The sequence below is a fragment of the Caballeronia zhejiangensis genome (assembly GCF_000698575.1).
In the GTDB taxonomy this organism is placed as follows: Bacteria; Pseudomonadota; Gammaproteobacteria; order Burkholderiales; family Burkholderiaceae; genus Caballeronia; species Caballeronia zhejiangensis.
Window position 1 is genome coordinate 1 of sequence record NZ_JFHD01000091.1, and the last position, 2,286, is coordinate 2,286.

General features: G+C 61.0%; 3 pseudogenes. 2 read left to right on the plus strand and 1 reads right to left on the minus strand.

Annotation, left to right across the window (positions count from 1 at the left end):
- Window positions 1–39 precede the first annotated feature (39 nt).
- A pseudogene (locus BG60_RS37765) lies at window positions 40–264 on the plus strand (transposase domain-containing protein); the annotation flags it as partial.
- A gap of 412 nt (window positions 265–676) precedes the next feature.
- On the opposite strand, the pseudogene BG60_RS39900 reads toward BG60_RS37765, so the two are convergent.
- Window positions 677–1,064: pseudogene (locus tag BG60_RS39900) on the minus strand (GAF domain-containing protein); the annotation flags it as partial.
- A 254-nt stretch (window positions 1,065–1,318) separates the two neighbouring features.
- On the opposite strand from BG60_RS39900, the pseudogene hpnI reads away from it, so the two are divergent.
- A pseudogene (gene hpnI / locus BG60_RS35990) lies at window positions 1,319–2,286 on the plus strand (bacteriohopanetetrol glucosamine biosynthesis glycosyltransferase HpnI); the annotation flags it as partial.

Here is a 2,286-nt window from a genome sequence, read left to right on the forward strand (position 1 = left end):
GGCTGCGCATTATTGCGGCAATGCACATAATTGCATTGCAGGAAAAACTATTTGTTCGTTGGCTCCGACAGCGGCGGTGAGCGCGCGGCGGCAATGTACAGTCTCATCGGCACGTGCAAACTCAACGAAATCAACCCACGTGCCTATCTCGAATACGTGCTCACACATATTGCTGACCACAAGGTCAACCGCATCAACGAACTGCTTCCCTGGAACGTGGCCGACAAACTGAAGCCGGCAGCTGCGCCCACGCCCACCGTTTGACTGGGTAGATCCAGATAGATCGTGTCCACGATCTCACGCGATCTACCAGGACCTCCCCACGCTCTCACATCATGCCCCACGCGCGCGCGGATCGGGGACCGGCCCTGACGAGCCGCTTACGTTTAAGCAGCGTTCATTGTGTTGCATCGACCGGTTGAATCCGCCTTGGGATACTGGCTGGCGCGCGTGAGGAACGGTGACTCGAGGTTTCTCGCGGCGTATCGACGGGCGCAGATGCGGCTGGGATTGCCGCCGATCATTACGCAGAAAGGCCAAGCGATGTGAAGTCGTCACTCGGTCCCGGGCGGTGCATCTGTGCCAACTCAAAGCTTACTTTTAGTGGACCGGTCATTGGACGAATCGTGCGGCGTTAGATGTGTAGGCCAATGAGGATCGAAAGCTTCTTTGTGAAGCGCCGGTTCGAAAGCAGCGTGAGTTCGTCGATGGCCGCGAGTTGCAGTGCGGCCATTTCCTGTTCGGCCATGCGGCCGAGGTCGCGCAAGAGCCGGCGGTCTTCCTCTCCGAATGCGCGGCTGCTGGTCGATGAGACACAGTGTGCCGAGCTTCGCGCCAGTGCGCAGGCTCAGCGGGTACCCCGCATAACAGCGGATGAACGGCGGCCCGACCACGAGCGGGTTGTCGTCGAAGCGCGCGTCGGCGCGGGCATCGGGCACAATCAACACCTCGCTGCCGCCGATGGCATGTGCGCAGAACGAAACATCGCGCGACGTTTGACGCGTCTTGAGGCCAGTGCATGACTTGAACCACTGGCGATTCTCGTCGACCAGACTTACCAGTGCACGTGCTGCGCTCAGGCAAGCGGACCGCTGACTGAGTATTGCTTGTTATCGGTCACACGCAGCCGCTCTTACTTAAGCATTGCATAAGGTTGAGCCACGCAATATATCCGGGCGATCCGCCGATTTCGCTCAGACGAGAGGCATCCCAGTGAAGCCGCTCAGGCGGTGCCGCGTTCAACCACGCCTACCGGTCATTCAATGGTCACAGCCGCCATGCGACGATCCGTACTTCACTCAATGCGGCCGAGACAGGCATGACAGTGCATCTCATTCCCGTATGGATGTGGCTGATCATTGGGCTGTGTTGCGCGGCGACGTGTCATGCGGCGTTCGCTGCGCTTCTGCACGGCGGCCGGCGCACCGCAGTGCCCTTGCGAAGCGACGATTGCACGAGCGCCGATCACGTCGCGCCGGTCAGCATCCTGAAGCCGCTATGCGGCGCAGAACCGCGTCTCTACGCGAACCTCCAGACGTTCTGCGCGCAAACGCATCCCTCATATCAACTTCTTTTTGGCGTCGCGCACGCGTCGGATGCCGCGGCGAGTGTCGTGCGGCGGCTCGCGCGGGCGTATCCCGAGCGCGATATCGAACTCGTCATCGACGCAACGGCGCATGGCAGCAACCGCAAGGTCGCGAATCTCATCAATCTGTCGCGACACGCGAAGCATGATGTGATCGTAATCGCGGACAGCGATATCTCCGTAGAACCGGACTACCTGATGCGCGTGACCGCGCCGCTCGCCGATCCGGGCGTGGGCGTGGTCACCTGCCTTTACCGGGCGCGCTGCGTTGGCGGCATCTGGGCGAGACTCGGTGGCCTGTTCATCGACGAATGGTTCGCGCCGTCCGTGTATGTCGCGAACGCGCTCGGTTACGGGCGCTTCGGCTTCGGCGCGACGCTCGCGCTGACACGCGAGACGCTTCAGAAGATAGGCGGCCTCGAAGCCTTGCGCGACTGCCTCGCCGACGATTCTGGCTCGCCGAGCGCGCTCGCGTCATCGACTTGCGCACGGTGCTGTCCGATGTCGTCGTCACGACCGATGTCATCGAAGACGATTTCTCTTCGTTGTGGCGGCGCGAGACGCGCTGGCTGCGCACCATCCGTTCGATTAATCCCTTGGGTTTCGCTTTCCTGTGCATTACGTTTGCATCGCCGTGGCTTCTGACGAGCGCGATTCTCGGGATTTCTTTCGACACGAGCGGCACGGACCTCGCACAATTC